Raw genomic sequence first — 13,326 nt, forward strand, 5'->3', positions numbered from 1 at the left:
CCTGCATTGGCTGGAACTTTGATACGATCGCCGCGTCCGCCGAATATTGTTTTCCCGTCCAGACGCGTTGACTCCTCATGACCAAGCCAAAATCGTTTGAATCAATCCGCCGGATCGTTTTGTGCTACCCGGTGGAGCCGCATCACATCGTGCAGATCAAACAGACCCTGACTGACTGTCTGAATGACGACGCGATTCCACTGGATCATGAAGTTGAAGTCGTCGATGCGGGCCAGGAACGCATCGATCAACTGTTGCCGACCGCCGACATTTTCATTGGCCATGCGAAAGTTCCGGTCGATTGGGACCGCGCCCTCGCGGCAAAGCGTCTGCAGTGGATTCAGTCGTCGGCGGCGGGTCTCGATCATTGCCTTGTGCCTGGCGTCATCGCCGAACCTCGGATCGTGGTCAGCAGCGCGTCGGGACTATTCGCTCCCCAGGTCGCCGAGCAAACCTTTGGGCTGCTGTTCGGACTGCTGCGACGGATCGGATTATTCGAACGGGCCCGGCAAATCCCTGAATTCATTCGTCGCCCTACCGACGACTTACGTGGCAAAACCGTCGGAATTGTCGGACTGGGCGGCAACGGACGCGAAATCGCCAAGATGCTGCGGCCTTGGGAAGTTCGAATTTTGGCGACCGATTTCTACCCTGAGAACCAACCCGACGAAGTCGACGCACTGTGGTCAGCAGATCGGACGGACGAATTGTTCGCCGCTTCGGATATCGTAATCCTGACGCTGCCGCTGAATCAGTCGACCCATCACTGTGTTTCGGAAACGCAGCTTTCTGCGATGAAACCGGGCGGCTATTTGGTCAACGTGGCACGGGGTGCGGTCGTCGACGAAGCCGCCCTGGTCGCGGCTCTCGCGAGCGGGCATTTGGCGGGGGCGGGGGTCGATGTGACCGGGTTCGAACCGTTGCCGCCGTCGAGCCCGTTGTGGACCGATCCGAACGTCTTGATCACGCCCCACGTGGGCGCTCAATCGTTTCGCCGGGTCGACGACACGACTGATCTGGTTTGTATCAACCTCCGACGCTACTTTGCAGGTCTACCGCTGTACAACCGCGTTGACAAAACCCTCGGTTTTCCCCACCCGAGCGTTTCGTATCGGGTTGCCGGCGCCGAATCGGATGATTCGCAAAAATAACGTTTTCGGGCCTGACGATTCGATTTCACCCACTTTCATCCAATCAACCGACGAGTTCGACGATGAGCAGTAACCGCCAGCCGATGCCGTCCCACGCGATCGTGACCCACAGTGGTCGCCCGGTCGGCCCCATGATGCTGCCGGCAAACAATGGGGATTCTTTCGTTGAGGAATTCAACCGCACCTACCGCTCAATCGGGCTGACGGTGACCCTCAACGAACACGGCCGCCCTTTAGTCTCACAGGTGAAAGGTTTACACTCTCCCATGGAGTGCTGTTCTCCCGGACGCGCCGATGCGATTGCGTCGGGAACCGTTTGATCGGGCACGAAACACGGCAGCACCGAGCTGGCGTGATATTGATTTTGACCGGGCGAATTTGATCGAGAATACAATGAGTGATGCAAAAGTACGTGGCGTAGTCCATTTGATCGAGGAAACCAAAACCTACGGACAAAAGGGATTTCGCAAGCGGATGGTGGTGTTGGAACAGGACAAAGGCAGTTTCACCAACTACGTTCCTGTCGAATTCACACGTGACGCTTGCGATAGCGTCGACGAAATGAAAAAAGGCGACGAAGTCGAAATCGCCTATCGCCTCAACGGACGCCGTTGGCAAAAGGACGCCAACAGCGAAGTCAAATTCTTCGTCAACGTCGAGGCTCTTTCTTTCCAAGTCGTCGGCGATAGCCCGTCGTCGAGTGGATCGGCCAACGATGCGTTCGCGGAAGCTGGCGAAGAAGACGACGCCCCGTTCTAAAGCCGCTCGGTGCAGGCAAATCACGCGTTTGCGACAGCAATTTGAGATTTTCTCGAAAAACTCTCGCAAACATTAGACAAAAGACGCCCTAAGGCGCATCTTGTGGGGTGATGAGCCACTCTAACCCACCACCGCATGCCGCCGCATTTTCCGACCGGGTCCGCACCAGCGCCCGGCAACTCGCCGAACTCGGCGAGGATGCGATCAGCGGCCTGATCGACCTAACGTCGCTGCGGCTAGTCCGATTTGCGACCACGATCACCCGCAACCAGCACGATGCGGAAGACGCCGTGCAAGCGACCTTGGTCAAAATTGCGGCGCAGCCCGGACGGCTGCATCAATGCGCCGACCCGTGGGCATTCCTGTTGCAAATGGCCCGCAACGAATCCCTGCTGATTCTCCGGCGGCGACCGCGCTGGAATCTGATCGGCGACCTCTGCGATCTGCTGACACGTTGCCGTGTCGACGAATTAGAACGCGAAGAAAGCTACCGCGAGATCTGGCGGGCAATACGAACCCTGCCGACTCAGCAAAGCGAAGTTGTTGTCCTGAAGATTTGGGAATCGATGACCTTCGCTGAAATCGCGGGTGTGTTGGAGATCTCCCCATCGACCGCCGCGAGCCGGTATCGATACGCGATCGCGAAACTCAACAGTCAACTCCGCGGGAAAATCGAGTCATCGGCGAGCGAGGATCTGCAACATCATGTTTGATCCCTACCCAACCCATCGCACGGGCGACCACTCCAAGCCATTCAACGACGAGTTCGAGAATCTGTTCGGAGACGAATCACTCGGCCCCGATTCCATTAACATGTCACTGCACGGTGACTCCGACTTGGAAGATTTGATTCGTGGTGCCGGCAACTACGTGCGTCCCGGTGATCAACTGCGTGCTCGTATTCTCGAGTCGGTCGCTCACCGACGTGAGCGTCGGTACATGTGGCAGCGTTTCTTTGGCGGTTTCGCCTTGGCAACCACCGTCGTGCTGGCCTTAGTCATCATCGGCCAAATCGGCCTCGCGATCGCCCCACGTGGGCGAACGGCTAGTGACTTGCAACGTCAAGCCGCTCGTCGAGCAAACGCCGATGGGGTTGCTTGGGAGTGGGCGCTCACGGAAGTGGTTTATGATTGGCGTCGTTCCACGACGGGCCGTTTGGATAATCCATCCGTCCCCTCCAAACCGTTCACGCCGCTATCGACGCAAACCCAAGGCGACGCGCGATGACGGACCATCCTGAGGACACCAATGACTTGACCGAACGCCTGCGATCGTTTCACCAGTCGCTGCGAGCCGCTGTGATCGCGGGAACAAAACTGGACCTCGGAACACCTCGAGCCACCTCGGCGACAACAACCACGCACCCCGGGTCACCCGTTGCCCGCACACCGCTCGGTGGAATCGCAACACTCGCCAAGATCGACCAACTCGAGCCGCTGCTCGCGGAGCTTATTCAATCGGAACAAACTCAAACGGGTAAAGCCGCAACGCCCGAGGAGCAGGATGTGCCGCATACTCTGCCCACATCCTATGTTTCCGCCTTTCGCGTGTTTCAACAAACCCGCCGCATTGATCTAATCCTTGATTCGCTCACGCTGACGCGGACGATTGCGGACGACCTCGCCGGAGCGGTTCGACCGGTCTGGTTTTACCTTGCCATGATGCTGGTCGTCGCCACCGCGGGAGTTGCCATTTTTGCGAATTTCTCGTCTCCCAAAATAGCCGCGATTCGAGCGGATTTGGAGCTGACGCCCGCTGGCGAAACTAGCGAATCGTGGATAGCAGAACCCAACCTCAAGGGACTGTTGGTGGCGTTGCCACTGTTGGCTGCCGGCATGATCTTGCTGGGCGTGACGACAAAAGGATCCGCGGCAATCGTCACCGGTTTGGGCGGGCGTCGCTATCGCACAGACCGATCGCGTGCCGTCCTTGCGGAAATAGAAAGAGCACGCTGCGGAGACGACAGCACTTCGGATCCCTCCGCACGCCGCAACCGTTTATCGCTGATCTCGAGAAACGCCGGTTCCTTGGCCCAGCATCGGTTGACGCGGCTCAAGATCGGACTGCCTTCCCTGCTGATCGCTGTGCTCGGCGGCGGCGGTGCGCTGCTGTATTGTCTGACCCTGTTCGGCCCCTTGATTTGGCTGATCCACGACTTAGCCACCATCGCCACCGAGCATGGAGTATGGCCGTGACCGATGCACAGAACTCGCCGGAAACCGATACCCAGTGGATCAACGCCTGGCTCCCTTTCCAAGACAAGATCGTTTCCGCGATCACGCTGACCGCTGACGCTTTATCGGGAACGGCTCGCCGGAAACTCCATCGCCTGGCGGATGAAATCGCGTTCGTCCGTTCCGAAACCGATGTGCTGAAAAACCCGCTGGCGTTGGAAATCTTTCTCAATCTTGCGTCGATACCAAATGTCGCGGATGCATTGACCTCGTTTGTCAAAACAGCGCCATCGAGTGGTTTCCAGTCGGAAGCCGAACCATCGGACACTTCGACCGAATCCGATCGATCGACAAGAGATCTAGAAACGAAAATCGAATCCGCCGTCAACAGCGTCTTGTTGGCGCACCAACCGGTCCAAGCCAACCGTCAAAACATCATCACCGTCGTCGCCTACCCCGTCGTCGTACTGGGCATTTGCTGTCTCGTGCTGGGATTGATCAGCGTGATTGTGGTGCCGACATTCCAACAAATGTTCGACGAGTTCGGGCTACAACTCCCGATGTTCACCCGGATCCTTTTCGGCGTTTCCGATTTCATTCAGTCACCAATGACGTATGTCGGCTTGGCTTTGTTCTTGACCTGCTGTGGGCTATTCGCTTGGCTTCGATGGGGCGCGTCGTCCCCACTGCATGCCCGGGCTGCCAAAACAGCGGGCTCGGCGGTCAATCTGCATGGCTCAGGTTTACGTTCGACACGCGGTGCCTGGGCGGATTGGGCATGGCACGTGTCGTTACTGATGCGTGCGGGGCGGTGCAAAGCCGATGCGATTGAAATGGCCGGCGCGGCATCGAATCAATTGTGGCTGCGCCGTGGCAGCGGGTTCTGGGCCGATGCGATTCGCAGTGGAGAAAACCCTTTCCATGGAGTCACTCATTTTCGCAGCGTGCCGTGCCATTTGCTCGCTGACGCACTCGGTATCGATATCGCCCTGAGTCAACCGCCCCGCCCCCGCCCCGGCGTATCCCCCGCGACTCCGGCGAACGCCGATTCGCTGAAGCTCTATCAAGCGGGTGTGCTACGTGACATCGCCGAAATCTATTGGGATCGGGATCAACGCGGCAAGGTTTGGCAATTGGGTTGGTTGTCACCCCTGATCATTTTCGGCGTCGGCTTCATCATTTGGTTTGCCGTCATTGCGCTCTTCGCGCCACTGGTTGAGCTGATCACAGGGTTATCATGAGCAACGCGGAGCATTCCTTCTTTCAAGTCACCGCGCCGCATGAACGAGCGCTCGTGCGGGTGCTGGCGATCTCGCTGCGACGGCGTCTCAACACGGCGATGATGGTCGACCGACTAGCCCATGAGTTCACACGCGGACCTGGTCGGGCGTTACGGCAGGTGGCCCGCCTGCTTGCTGAAGGAACTCCCATTGTCGATTCGCTTGAACAGACGCCCCGCGCCCTCGACCCAACGGCGGTCTTGCTGCTGCGACTCGCGGCCGAAACCGGCACCTTGCCCGAAACACTGCAATCGCTCGTTACGACCAACGGGCCATCCGATCCCGTCAAAGACCTCCACAAGACTTCGGTTGAAAACCAGCTTTATCAGGTCGCGATCGGCTTCATGATGGCGTGGCTGATGATCACGTTCTTGCTGACATTCATCATCCCAACCTTCAAAAAGATGTTCGAGGAGTTTGGCGTCGAATTACCAGCGACAATGCTGTTGCTCATTGCGATCGGTGATTATTGGCTCTTGATGCTATTACTGTCTCTCATATTTTTCATGCTGCTCTTAACCGTGGGACCGTTCGCTTTTGGGAAATCGATGTGGCCGTTTGGCTTAGGTCGGCGGATTCCGCGAGCGGGGTCGGACCTGCTCGCTTTATTCGCGATCATCATTCAATCGGGCCGTCCGCTGGCGTCAGGCATCGACACGTTATCTCGAATACATCCGGTCGGTCGCCTCCGCAAACGTTTGGTCGTCGCGTCGACGTCGATTGACCAGGGTGAAGACGCTTGGCAAGCACTCGCGACTGAAAAAATTATCGGCCCTAAAACTTTGGCCGCTCTTCAACTCGCCGAAGATAAGACCGCACAAGCATGGTTGTTGCGTCGCGCGGCGCGACTGCGCAAGTCGTGGACAGATCTCTGGACCGCTTCCATTATCCGGTTCTTTTCCATGGCGTTACTGCTGATGTTGGCCGCAATCGTCATGCTGGCTGCGGTGGCAGTTTTCATGTCAGTGTATGGACTCGTTGATGCGTTGGCGGCGTTATAGGTGATTCGATGAAAAAGAACCAACCACAATTACCCCGACGTCGCGGAGTCACCATGATCGAATGTGTGGTCGCCGCCTCAATCCTGCTGGTGGCGATGAGCACCGTCACGACGATGGCTTTTCGCGTCAATCGCGTATGGATCGACGTTGCCGATCAGCGGATCGCCATGAATGAATTGGCCAATGCGATCGAATCGATTACCGCATTACCCGCCGAAACAATCGACGATGCCATCAAGGAACTGCAACCTTCCGCGACAGCCACGGCAAGCCTGGATCAACCACAACTATCAGGCATTCGCATGAATGATGAACTCGGTGACCGCGTGGTGCTGACGTTAACGTGGAGGTCAACGCATCCGCTTCACCCTGTCCAGCTGATCGGCTGGATCGATCCGCCGGAGGCGACACCGTGAACGGAACTCCCCAACATCGTACCGGGTCATCGCTGATCGAAATCATCGTACTCCTGTCGGTCTCGTCGACACTATTTGTAATCGCAATCGGTTGGATTCACCAATCGTTTCGCTTGGCATCGATCATGCGGGATCACGAGCGACATCACCAAAGTCTGCTTCGACTATCACGACAATTCCGCGACGACGCCCACCTCGCCACACAGGTGACCAGCGAAGGCGACACGATGATTTTCCAAGCCGATGAGTTTGAGATTCAGTATCGCCGCGATGGCAATACGGTCCGCCGCAGCCTTCGAAATTCATCCGATGATGCTGCGTCCGGCGAAGAAAGTTACCAACTTTCTGAACACACCGCGGTCCGCTTCGACATCGACGAAACTCCCGACTGGGTCGCCCTCACCGTCCACCGCGTTGATCCTGCTAGTAGGTCAAACGCAGAAAGCGGCGAGGAAACCGAAACCGAAATCGACGATTCGCCTCGCGATGTCGCAATCCGCGCCGCCGTCGGACGATGGCGTGGTGATCGCGACGAGCCGCTCGCCCCCGAATCCACGGACAGCCTTGAGTCCGAGGAGGCACAACCGTGACTCCGCCCCCATACCCACGCCACCGCTTAAACGCACTTCCACGTAGGCAACCCCATCGCGGAGCCATCTTGCTCGCGGTACTGGTTTGCTTGGTGGTCGCATCGGCAATTACCGGACTGGCGATGCAAACGAGCCTACGTGCCCGACACCAGATGAAGGTTCACTGGCAACTCGAACAAACTCGTATGTTGCTCGATGTTGGTATTCGTCGCACTCTGAAACTTGCTGCTGAAGACGTCGACTACGAAGGCGAGTCGTGGGTCCTCGACGATGCGTTTGAAACTTTTTCCCAAGCTCGAGTCGAAATCAAATCGCTTCCTCCGGACGAATCCAACGAACAAGCGTCAAGACGATTCGAAATCATCGCGACCATCCACAATCTCGATTCGGTACCGGTCCAAACCAAACGTTCGCGCATCATCCCGGTGCAAATCTCCTCATCTTCAAACGAATCCGACTCTGCCAATAACGGCCCGTCCGATAACTCTTAGGAGCTTCCCATGACTCGAAAATCACATCGCACATCGACTGCGTTTACATTGGTGGAACTGCTGGTCGTCATCGCAATCATCGGCGTGTTGGTCGGACTGCTGTTACCAGCCGTCCAAGCCGCCCGCGAGGCCGCCCGACGTTGCTCGTGCTCAAACAACTTGGCCCAACTCGGCCTTGCCACACACAACTTCGAATTCTCGAGAGAACACTTGCCCGCCGGTTCTATCAACCCGACCGGTCCAATCCTTAGCGAACCAGTAGGGCAACACGTCGGGTACCTCGTACAACTCTGCCCTTACATCGAACAACAAGCAATTGCGAATCAATTCGACATTGCCTTGGGAACATACGACCCCGCCAACGCACCGGCTCGCGCCCAAACGATCAGCACATACCTTTGTCCGTCGTTTCCCTATGGGCAGAACAACGACTTCTCGTCAGGGCTAACCAATTACGCAGGATGCCATCACCACACCGAAGCCCCGATCGACGCTGATAACACGGGCCTGCTGTTTCTCAATAGCCGCGTACGCTACGGCGACATTTCCGACGGAAGTTCGCACACGATCCTGATCGGCGAGATGACTCCCGAGCAATCGAGCCTGGGATGGGCATCGGGCACCCGCGCCTCCCTGCGGAACACGGGTTCCTTCGGCGGAAAATCGATGTCGCCGAACACAACCGATCAAGAGAACCTCGGCGACGGATTCGACATAACGGGCGACGGCGACTTGGGTGAAAGCAATGAAGCCGACAAGAAATATGTTGGTGGATTTGGCAGCAAACATGCAGGCGGTGCCCAGTTCTGCTTCGCCGACGGCTCAATTCGCTTTTTAACCCATTCCATCGACCCGGTTCTGTATCAGAACCTCGGACACCGAGCCGATGGCGCCATGATGGGCATCGAATATTAGTCACCCAGCGGCAGGCAAAACTGTTTTCCGTCGCAGCGTGCACAATCAATTTTGCGTGCCACGATCAAAACTGAACTGCCGCTTCTTGCATCGCGTCGAAGCGGTTCATCCATCGTTCGTCGCGAGTACCATCCCAACGATCCGAAGCGGAACGCAGCACACCCCGGATATCATGGGTCCATCCCTCTTGCTCGGCGATCGCAATCGCGAGCTTTAATTGGTAGCGAGCTTGCGGCAAAATCGGGACGCCGCGAGCCTTCAACGACAGTTGCCCCAAATCGAGCTCGTGCCAAGAATCGCCTTCGTTGTCCTCCGCGACAAACTCACGAAGACCAGGCGACAGATCGTCCAACGTGCTGCGATGAACCTCAACATGCACGCGACTGTTGTGCGGCGAATACAACGCCCACGACAACCAATGATCCCAATGCCAATCGCCACGATCATATCGCCCCCGTCGCTCCGTCATGGGGAGTGTCACTGCCGCCAACACGATCACGGACGCCAGTGACACACGAAGGGACCGACAGCAAATATCTTCGTTTTCCGGCAACCTTGGGTCCGAAGTCGCGTCTGAACGATGCCGTTGCGGATAGACAAACAACCAATACGCCTGCCCCGCCAAAACGGCGTTCCAACAGATCACTCCGGGACTGTGACCCATTCCCCATGGGGACAAAATCACAATCAATCCGAGATGCATCCCGATCGCCATCACACCGCCAATCAAGCGTGTCCGCGGAACGATCAGCAGCAGGGCCAGCGTTAACTCTGCCACCGGAAAAACACCTGCGGCGAACAATCGGCTGCGTTGGCCCCACTGTCCAACATCGATCCCAATCCAGCTTGTGACGGTACTCAAAAAATCTTGACCGACCGTGTGCAAAAACTGGAAATCGAATTTCCCGATCGAGCTGTAAAAGTAGATGCTAATCGTCAACACTCGGAAGGCGGTCGCCGTGAGACGAGAGGACAACAAGCAAAACAGACATGCGTAAAGAAATGACTGATACGCCCACGGTTGCAAACGGTGCTGATCAGCAACAAATCCAAACGCCAACGCAACGGCAATGACCAACCAGCCCATGCGCCGGAACAATGGCGTACGATCGGCGAAAAAGACAACGCCACAGGAACCGATCGTCAACGGAATCAAGGCCCAACTGACGCTTGAAATCAACCACCGCGGCACCGCGAAAAAGGGGACCGCCGGATAGAACGTTGTATACGTCCACTCGGGAGGCACCCACAGCCGAAACGACGCGGCGATCAAGAGTGCCAGTGACGCGGCCCAGTACCGCGACATCGGATCGTGACGATCGAGTTGCTTCGTCGAAAAATTCATCAGCTAACAATCGCCGTGGATCGGTTTCGGTTGAACAAGTACAGCGTCCAAATCATTTTGGTTGCCATGGAGCGGTATGGTCGCCAAACCTCGGCCCGCTCGCAAATCGCGTCGACGGATGGACCAACCGATGGATCGAGTTCTTGAATCCCTTTGACGAGTGCGAGGTCGCCGATGGGCAGGATATCATCCCGCCGCAATGCCATCAGCAAATAGATGTCGGCCGTCCAGTTTCCCAATCCCATTCTCTCCGTGATGGATTGACGAACCTCATGGTCGTCCATCGACGCGAGCGCGGCGATCGAAAACTTTCGCTGCCGCACATCGTTAGCGAGCAAGCTGACGTAACGTGCCTTCTGACGACTGAGCCCACATCGTCGCAGGTCCTCGTCGCTGAGCGTTAAAATCCGTTTGGCATTGATCACCCCGCCACACGCTGATCGCAACCGATCAAAGGTTACCTTGGCGGAGGCTAAGGACACCTGCTGCTCGAGGATGATTCGAGTGAATGTTGCGAACGTAGCAGGTCGCGTCCAGGCAAGCGGTTCGCCGACGCGTTCACGAACGAGTTTGAGCTGCCCGTCGCGACGACAAAGGTCGTCCAGCGGAGAGTGAACCGGGTGATTGCTTCGCAACGACAAAGACTCAATTCCAATCGGGCACCTGACGCAAACGCGGCGAGACATTCAATGCCTCGCCGCGTGCGATGTTTGTTAATGACGGAGTCGCGGTCATTGAGACGACCGCTCCGATGCCGACACGTGCGATCGGACCGGGCAGAGACCTATGCCAACGACTCGACAATCTGATTGAACGTGGGGCTCGGACGCATCGCCTCGAAAGCCGCTGCTTCGTCGGGGAAGTAATAACCTCCGATATCAACTGCTACGCCTTGGGCATCGTTGAGTTCACCGACAATTTTGTCTTCGTTCGCTGCCATTTTCTGAGCGATCGGGGTGAAACGTTCCTTCAACGTGGCGTCTTGATCCTGAGCCGCAAGTGCCTCCGCCCAGTACAAGGCGAGATAGAAATGGCTGCCCCGGTTGTCGAGTTCGTTGACTTTGCGGGACGGCGATTTGTCTTCATCCAGGAAACGTCCGGTCGCTTCGTTGAGCGTCGAGGCGAGCACGGCGAGTGATTGATCGCCAGACTTTTCAGCCAAATCCTCGATCGAGACCGCGATGGCCAAAAATTCTCCGAGCGAATCCCAACGCAGGTGATTCTCGGCGAGAAACTGCTGAACGTGCTTCGGAGCCGACCCACCGGCACCGGTTTCGAACATCCCGCCGCCTGCGAGCAGAGGCACGATCGAGAGCATCTTCGCACTCGTACCGAGCTCGAGAATCGGGAACAAATCGGTGAGGTAATCACGCAGCACGTTGCCGGTGACCGAAATCGAATCGAGCCCTTTCCGGCATCGGCCACACGCATGCAGCGTCGCTTCGACCGGCGAAAGAATCTGCAGATCGAGTCCCTCGGTATCGTGCTCCTTCAAATACGTTTCGACTTTCGCGATCAGGTTACGATCGTGGGCACGAGCCGAATCAAGCCAGAAGACTGTCGCCGCACCGGTCGCTCGGGCACGCGCGACCGCCAAGCGCACCCAATCCGCGATTGCAACGTCTTTGGTTTGGCAGGCTCGCCAAACGTCGCCGCTGTTCACCGTGTGCTTCAGCAGAACCTCACCGGCCGCGTTGACGACACGGACTTCTCCGGCGGCAGACATTTCGAAAGTCTTGTCGTGAGAGCCGTACTCTTCCGCCTTCTTCGCCATCAGGCCGACGTTTGCGACGCTGCCCATCGTGGACACATCGAATTTCCCATTGGCTTTGCAATCATCAATGACGGCTTGGTAAACGCCGGCGTAACAGCGATCGGGAATCATCGCGATCGTGTCATGCAGTTTGCCATCCTTGCCCCACATTTTGCCGCCCGCGCGAATTGCCGCTGGCATCGACGCGTCGATGATCACATCGCTCGGAACGTGCAGGTTCGTGATGCCTTTATCTGAATCCACCATTGCCAACGGCGGCAATTCCGATTCGATTTTGGCCATCGTCGCTTCGACGAGAGCCCGCTCGTCGGCGGGTAACGTTTGAATTTTGCCGAGGACCTGTCCGAGACCTTGGTTCGGATCGACACCCGCCCGGGCCAAAATTCCTGCGTACTCTTCGAACAATTCGGAGTACAGCACGCTGACGGCGTGACCGAACAGAATCGGATCGGACACCTTCATCATCGTGGCCTTCAGGTGCAAGGACAGCAAAACACCCTGTTCCTTGGCAGCCGCAGCGGTCTCGGCAATGAATTTTCGCAAATGCTCGCGGCTGAGCACGGAAGCATCGAATACTTCGCCTTCCTCAACCGAGATCGATTCACGCAGCACCGTCACCTTACCTGACTCGTCGACGTGCTCGACTCGCAAGGTATCGGCTGCTGGCATCACGACCGACAATTCGCTGCCGTAGAAATCCCCATCCGTCATGTGAGCAACCCGCGTTTTGGATTGCGAAGTCCATTCGCCCATCGAGTGTGGATTCTTCTGAGCGTATTTCTTGACAGGAGCGGCGACGCGGCGATCCGAGTTCCCCTCACGCAGGACCGGGTTAACGGCACTGCCGAGAACTTTTGCGTAAGCCGCACGAACCGACTTTTCCTCCTCCGTCTGCGGGTCGGCGGGGAAATCGGGCACATCGTACCCCTTGGCTTGCAACTCCGCGATCGTGGCGGTGAGTTGCGGGATCGACGCACTGATGTTCGGAAGCTTGATGATGTTCGCGTGGGGTTCCTTCACGAGCGCCCCCAACTCACCAAGGGCGTCCGCAACACGCTGGTCGTCCGACAAGCGATCCGGGAAGCTCGCAAGGACTCGCGCGGCGAGCGAAATATCTTTCGCCTCAAACTCCAGCCCCGAAGCCGCTGTGAAGGCACGCAAGATCGGAAGCAGCGAGCGGGTCGCTAGTGCGGGAGCTTCGTCGGTAATCGTGTATACAATCGTTGCCATGGAAAATCCCGACAGTAATGTGATGTGAATGGTGTTGAGGTCGGCCTTACGGTCGCCCCACGCTCGTCAGAGCATGGAATCCGGGATCGACGAGCCAAAAACCCGCGACGGGGGGTTCGACGTCGATCCACTACAAATCGCCCCAAAAGCCTGTAGAGACGGACTTCATCTGTCAATGCCGAGTCACCCCAGTTTGGGCT

Annotated in this window: 15 protein-coding genes; 12 read left to right on the forward strand and 3 right to left on the reverse strand. The window is 57.2% G+C overall.

Annotation, left to right across the window (positions count from 1 at the left end):
• Nucleotides 1–77 precede the first annotated feature (77 nt).
• The 12 genes from NB063_RS13005 to NB063_RS13060 all read left to right on the forward strand — a co-directional run bounded on the left by NB063_RS13005 (nucleotide 78) and on the right by NB063_RS13060 (nucleotide 8,777).
• Nucleotides 78–1,151 (forward strand): D-2-hydroxyacid dehydrogenase, encoded by a 1,074-nt coding sequence (locus NB063_RS13005; protein ID WP_250929165.1) that lies wholly within the window; start codon nucleotides 78–80, stop codon nucleotides 1,149–1,151.
• Nucleotides 1,152–1,213: 62 nt separating this feature from the next.
• On the forward strand, nucleotides 1,214–1,471 hold the full coding sequence (locus NB063_RS13010; protein WP_250929166.1) for a hypothetical protein: 258 nt from the start codon (nucleotides 1,214–1,216) through the stop codon (nucleotides 1,469–1,471).
• Between the two features lie 73 nt (nucleotides 1,472–1,544).
• Nucleotides 1,545–1,910: a DUF3127 domain-containing protein gene (locus NB063_RS13015; protein WP_250929167.1), complete on the forward strand. Its 366-nt coding sequence runs from the start codon at nucleotides 1,545–1,547 to the stop codon at nucleotides 1,908–1,910.
• A gap of 110 nt (nucleotides 1,911–2,020) precedes the next feature.
• Complete coding sequence (locus tag NB063_RS13020) at nucleotides 2,021–2,623, forward strand: RNA polymerase sigma factor (RefSeq protein ID WP_250929168.1); 603 nt, start codon at nucleotides 2,021–2,023, stop codon at nucleotides 2,621–2,623.
• A complete protein-coding gene (locus NB063_RS13025) occupies nucleotides 2,616–3,137 on the forward strand; it encodes a PTS sugar transporter subunit IIC (protein WP_250929169.1) in 522 nt (173 codons plus the stop codon). Before NB063_RS13020 ends, NB063_RS13025 begins: the two co-directional genes overlap by 8 nt.
• Nucleotides 3,134–4,105 carry a hypothetical protein gene (locus tag NB063_RS13030; RefSeq protein ID WP_250929170.1) on the forward strand — a complete coding sequence of 324 codons (972 nt, stop codon included), beginning with the start codon at nucleotides 3,134–3,136 and terminating at the stop codon, nucleotides 4,103–4,105. The genes NB063_RS13025 and NB063_RS13030 overlap by 4 nt, the downstream gene beginning before the upstream one ends.
• The gene (locus tag NB063_RS13035) at nucleotides 4,096–5,325 is read left to right on the forward strand and encodes a type II secretion system F family protein (protein WP_407652622.1); all 1,230 of its coding nucleotides are present in this window, start codon (nucleotides 4,096–4,098) and stop codon (nucleotides 5,323–5,325) included. The genes NB063_RS13030 and NB063_RS13035 overlap by 10 nt, the downstream gene beginning before the upstream one ends.
• Complete coding sequence (locus NB063_RS13040) at nucleotides 5,322–6,365, forward strand: type II secretion system F family protein (protein ID WP_250929172.1); 1,044 nt, start codon at nucleotides 5,322–5,324, stop codon at nucleotides 6,363–6,365. Before NB063_RS13035 ends, NB063_RS13040 begins: the two co-directional genes overlap by 4 nt.
• 8 nt (nucleotides 6,366–6,373) lie before the next feature.
• Entirely contained in the window at nucleotides 6,374–6,781 is a 408-nt protein-coding gene (locus tag NB063_RS13045; protein ID WP_250929173.1) for a type IV pilus modification PilV family protein, read from the forward strand.
• On the forward strand, nucleotides 6,778–7,371 hold the full coding sequence (locus NB063_RS13050; RefSeq protein WP_250929174.1) for a hypothetical protein: 594 nt from the start codon (nucleotides 6,778–6,780) through the stop codon (nucleotides 7,369–7,371). Before NB063_RS13045 ends, NB063_RS13050 begins: the two co-directional genes overlap by 4 nt.
• Nucleotides 7,368–7,862 carry a hypothetical protein gene (locus NB063_RS13055; protein ID WP_250929175.1) on the forward strand — a complete coding sequence of 165 codons (495 nt, stop codon included), beginning with the start codon at nucleotides 7,368–7,370 and terminating at the stop codon, nucleotides 7,860–7,862. Before NB063_RS13050 ends, NB063_RS13055 begins: the two co-directional genes overlap by 4 nt.
• A gap of 9 nt (nucleotides 7,863–7,871) precedes the next feature.
• Complete coding sequence (locus NB063_RS13060; protein WP_250929176.1) at nucleotides 7,872–8,777, forward strand: DUF1559 domain-containing protein; 906 nt, start codon at nucleotides 7,872–7,874, stop codon at nucleotides 8,775–8,777.
• Between the two features lie 64 nt (nucleotides 8,778–8,841).
• Here the strand turns inward: NB063_RS13060 and NB063_RS13065 are convergent, their stop codons facing one another.
• The 3 genes from NB063_RS13065 to NB063_RS13075 form a co-directional block, all read right to left on the reverse strand.
• Entirely contained in the window at nucleotides 8,842–10,122 is a 1,281-nt protein-coding gene (locus tag NB063_RS13065; protein WP_250929177.1) for a MauE/DoxX family redox-associated membrane protein, read from the reverse strand.
• Entirely contained in the window at nucleotides 10,122–10,763 is a 642-nt protein-coding gene (locus tag NB063_RS13070; RefSeq protein WP_250929178.1) for a DNA-3-methyladenine glycosylase family protein, read from the reverse strand. Before NB063_RS13070 ends, NB063_RS13065 begins: the two co-directional genes overlap by 1 nt.
• A 143-nt stretch (nucleotides 10,764–10,906) precedes the next feature.
• A complete protein-coding gene (locus NB063_RS13075; RefSeq protein WP_250929179.1) occupies nucleotides 10,907–13,126 on the reverse strand; it encodes an NADP-dependent isocitrate dehydrogenase in 2,220 nt (739 codons plus the stop codon).
• Nucleotides 13,127–13,326: the final 200 nt, after the last annotated feature.

Origin of the sequence: Aporhodopirellula aestuarii, assembly GCF_023701485.1 — a bacterium.
In the GTDB taxonomy this organism is placed as follows: Bacteria; Planctomycetota; Planctomycetia; order Pirellulales; family Pirellulaceae; genus Rhodopirellula; species Rhodopirellula aestuarii.

What these genes read in the sequence shown, in the direction of transcription:
- NB063_RS13065 (WP_250929177.1), bottom strand. Translation starts at nt 10,122, where the DNA reads ATGAATTTTTCGACGAAGCAACTCGATCGTCACGATCCGATGTCGCGG.
- NB063_RS13075 (WP_250929179.1), bottom strand. Translation starts at nt 13,126, where the DNA reads ATGGCAACGATTGTATACACGATTACCGACGAAGCTCCCGCACTAGCG.
- NB063_RS13025 (WP_250929169.1), top strand. Translation starts at nt 2,616, where the DNA reads ATGTTTGATCCCTACCCAACCCATCGCACGGGCGACCACTCCAAGCCA.
- NB063_RS13060 (WP_250929176.1), top strand. Translation starts at nt 7,872, where the DNA reads ATGACTCGAAAATCACATCGCACATCGACTGCGTTTACATTGGTGGAA.
- NB063_RS13005 (WP_250929165.1), top strand. Translation starts at nt 78, where the DNA reads ATGACCAAGCCAAAATCGTTTGAATCAATCCGCCGGATCGTTTTGTGC.
- NB063_RS13010 (WP_250929166.1), top strand. Translation starts at nt 1,214, where the DNA reads ATGAGCAGTAACCGCCAGCCGATGCCGTCCCACGCGATCGTGACCCAC.
- NB063_RS13015 (WP_250929167.1), top strand. Translation starts at nt 1,545, where the DNA reads ATGAGTGATGCAAAAGTACGTGGCGTAGTCCATTTGATCGAGGAAACC.
- NB063_RS13040 (WP_250929172.1), top strand. Translation starts at nt 5,322, where the DNA reads ATGAGCAACGCGGAGCATTCCTTCTTTCAAGTCACCGCGCCGCATGAA.
- NB063_RS13045 (WP_250929173.1), top strand. Translation starts at nt 6,374, where the DNA reads ATGAAAAAGAACCAACCACAATTACCCCGACGTCGCGGAGTCACCATG.
- NB063_RS13035 (WP_407652622.1), top strand. Translation starts at nt 4,096, where the DNA reads ATGGCCGTGACCGATGCACAGAACTCGCCGGAAACCGATACCCAGTGG.
- NB063_RS13030 (WP_250929170.1), top strand. Translation starts at nt 3,134, where the DNA reads ATGACGGACCATCCTGAGGACACCAATGACTTGACCGAACGCCTGCGA.
- NB063_RS13020 (WP_250929168.1), top strand. Translation starts at nt 2,021, where the DNA reads ATGAGCCACTCTAACCCACCACCGCATGCCGCCGCATTTTCCGACCGG.